This window comes from Actinomycetota bacterium (assembly GCA_036280995.1).
Taxonomy (GTDB): domain Bacteria; phylum Actinomycetota; class CALGFH01; order CALGFH01; family CALGFH01; genus CALGFH01.
This window is the reverse complement of record DASUPQ010000810.1, coordinates 1-2,630: the sequence shown is the minus strand read 5'-3', so window position 1 is coordinate 2,630 and position 2,630 is coordinate 1. Positions and strand designations below refer to the sequence as shown.

3 protein-coding genes are annotated in these 2,630 nt (G+C 70.6%); 2 read left to right on the top strand and 1 reads right to left on the bottom strand.

Annotation, left to right across the window (positions count from 1 at the left end; all coding sequences use genetic code 11):
- Positions 1–389: 389 nt before the first annotated feature.
- Positions 390–821, top strand: a complete 432-nt coding sequence (locus tag VF468_27010) for a hypothetical protein (protein HEX5881939.1) — start codon at positions 390–392, stop codon at positions 819–821.
- Positions 822–828: 7 nt separating this feature from the next.
- Here the strand turns inward: VF468_27010 and VF468_27005 are convergent, their stop codons facing one another.
- Complete coding sequence (locus VF468_27005; protein HEX5881938.1) at positions 829–2,070, bottom strand: ISL3 family transposase; 1,242 nt, start codon at positions 2,068–2,070, stop codon at positions 829–831.
- A 298-nt stretch (positions 2,071–2,368) separates the two neighbouring features.
- On the opposite strand from VF468_27005, the gene VF468_27000 reads away from it, so the two are divergent.
- Positions 2,369–2,536, top strand: coding sequence for a hypothetical protein (locus VF468_27000; protein HEX5881937.1), 168 nt, complete (start codon positions 2,369–2,371; stop codon positions 2,534–2,536).
- Positions 2,537–2,630: the final 94 nt, after the last annotated feature.

Genomic DNA, 2,630 nt, shown 5'->3' with positions numbered 1-2,630 from the left:
CGTGGTCGTCCTAGCCATCCAGATCGACCAGTTCGATGCCGAAGTCTGCACACCCTAGCGAACTGCTTGCCAAGGTGCCCAGGCGTTCGCCGGTCAGCACCCCACGCCGGCTCGGGTCATGAAGACCACTGCCGTTGAACGCAGCGGCGGCGTGGCTGCCTCAGCGGGGAAATGAGGCTCTTCCCCTGCTTCCGTGGGTCTAGAGGTCGCCTCCATACCTGTGTCTCCGACCTGATAGCGTCCGCTGGGATTCGGGCGAGGGAGGGTGTTGGATGGCGGGTCTGGGCCGCAACGAGCGGTGCCCGTGCGGGAGCGGGCGGAAGGTCAAGCGCTGCTGCGGTGTGAGGCGGGGCCCATCGGAGGACGAGCTGGCCAAGGCGTTCCTCGCGGTGGAGGCGCGGGCGGCGGCCTGGGTGCTGGGTGACCACGACGACGAGCAGCTGGACGAGCTGGCTGATGCGCTGATTGACCTGCCGAGCTTGGACCCGTCGCTGCTGTGGCCCCTGCCGCGGCTGCTTACCCCCGAGCTTGTCGGTCTGGGTGCGGCATTGGCCGACGAGGACAATGACACCGATGCGGTACTGGGGCTGCTGGCGGGCGTGCTCGCCCGGCTGGATACTCCAGCGGCGCGTGCTGGGCTGGCCCGGGCGGTGCTGGCGCTGCGTGATGGTGGGCGGCTGGACGAGGAGCTGGCCGCGGCGGCGGTCATCGATCTTGCCAGCCCCTCGACCACGTTGGTGCGGGCCAGCCTGCTGCAGGCGGTCGCCGTTGACGCCGGGGCGGTGCCGACCGCCAGCGGGCTGGTGGTCGCACGCCGCTGAGGGTCTGTTAGCCGCGGCCGGGCAGGGATGGGCAGATTCCGCCGAGGCTGAGCATGGCCAACGCGATCAGCGCCTCGGGGGACTTGAACCCGAACGCGACCCGGGTGAGCAGGCGGATCTTGGTGTTGACGGCCTCGACGCGGCCGTTGGACAGGCCTTGGGTGAGGGTGGCCTGGATGTCGGCCCGGTGCCGGGCGATCGCCTTGGCCAGCTCCACGAAGGCGGGGATGCGGCAGCGCCTGGCCCAGGCCAGCCACGCCTGGAGCAGCACAGTGGCGCGCACGCCCTTGAGCGTGAACACCAGCCTGAGTTCTTCCTTCAACAGGTAGGCGCGGTAGAGGCGGTCGTTGACCCGGGCGATCCAGGCGAGCTTGGCCCGCTGGCGGGCGGTCAGGTCGCCAGGGTTCTTCCACAGCGCATAGCGGGCACCCTTGAGCTCGCGCGCCAGGGCAGTCTGCCCGCCCTTGCGGGCGGCGTTCCAGACCTCGCGGCGTACCTGGTCGAGCGTGTCGGTGGCCCAGGTGACGACGTGGAAGGGGTCCAGGCAGAGCCTTGCTTGGGGGCAGCGCTCGGCCACCACGGTCGCGATCCAGGGGGCGGCGTCGGCGCTGACCAGCCGCAGCTGCTGGCAGCGCGCCTGGCCGAGGGCGTCGAAGAAGCGGCCGAGCGTCATCTGGTCATGGCCCGGGGCGGCCCACACCAGCCGGCCCGTATCGTGGTCGACCACCACTGTCAGGTAGCGGTGGCCCCGCTTGTACGAGATCTCGTCGATGCCGATCCGCCGCAGCCCGGCTAAGCGGTCCCGGCTGGCCTCGGCATCGGCGACCACACGGGTGATGATGCGCCCGACCGTCGCCCAGGCCACCCGTAGCAGCTCACCGACCGCCTGCTTGGAGGTGTGGACCGCCAGCCAGGCGGCGGTGTCGTCGAACGCGCGGGTGTGCCCGGCGCCGTGGCGTGCCCAGGGCACGGCGGCGACCACCACCCCATGCTGGGGGCAGCAGACCCGGGGCGCGTCGGCCTCCAGGTAGGCGCGGACCACGCCCAGGTCCAACGCCCGCCAGCGCCGCCGGCCCTGGCCCTGGTCGAAGCCCGGGCAGCGCCGACCACAGCGACCGCAGCGGCGCCTGCCCCCCTTGCGGGGCCGGACCGACACCACCAGCGCCTGCTCGTCCTCGTCCAAGCAGACCCGTTCCACGACCGCCTGCTCGACACCGAGCAGCCTGGCCCATAGCCTTGCCGATCGCACGCCGTTTCCCTTCTCCCGGATCCAGCCCTCAGAGAGCCGGAACCGTAGACGGGCAGCGGCGTGCAGTCACATCAGGCCCTCAAGACACCCACGGATCGGTGAGAAGAGCCTGAAATGTCGTGTGTACGCATCTACGACACCCCGGCCGAGGTGGCGTACTTCCGCCACAGCGGAATCCTACTGCGACAACTCCTCGGACCTGACGGCACCGAGGCGGTGATCTGAAATGCCAACCGTCGCCATCAACGGTGACGAATGGGCCGCTACACTCCGGACACGCGAAAGGAAGGGGACGGCCATGGAGTCCTCGGGAGTCCCGGCCGAGGCGGTCGAGTCCGAGTCGCCAGCACTGGACGAACCGGCGCTGACAGCCGATGACAGGGTCAACACGGCCAGGAAGAGCAGGGACAGCAGCAAGGTCGAGGTCCGCAGCCTGCCGTTCAGCAGCGTCGCGGGCAGCCGGTAGCGTCTCACGCGCCACCCGGATCCGGCTCGGCGCCGGCGTCGGCGGAGGTGTCGATGCCCTCGCGCTGGAACGCCACGGCCACGCGGACCCGCAG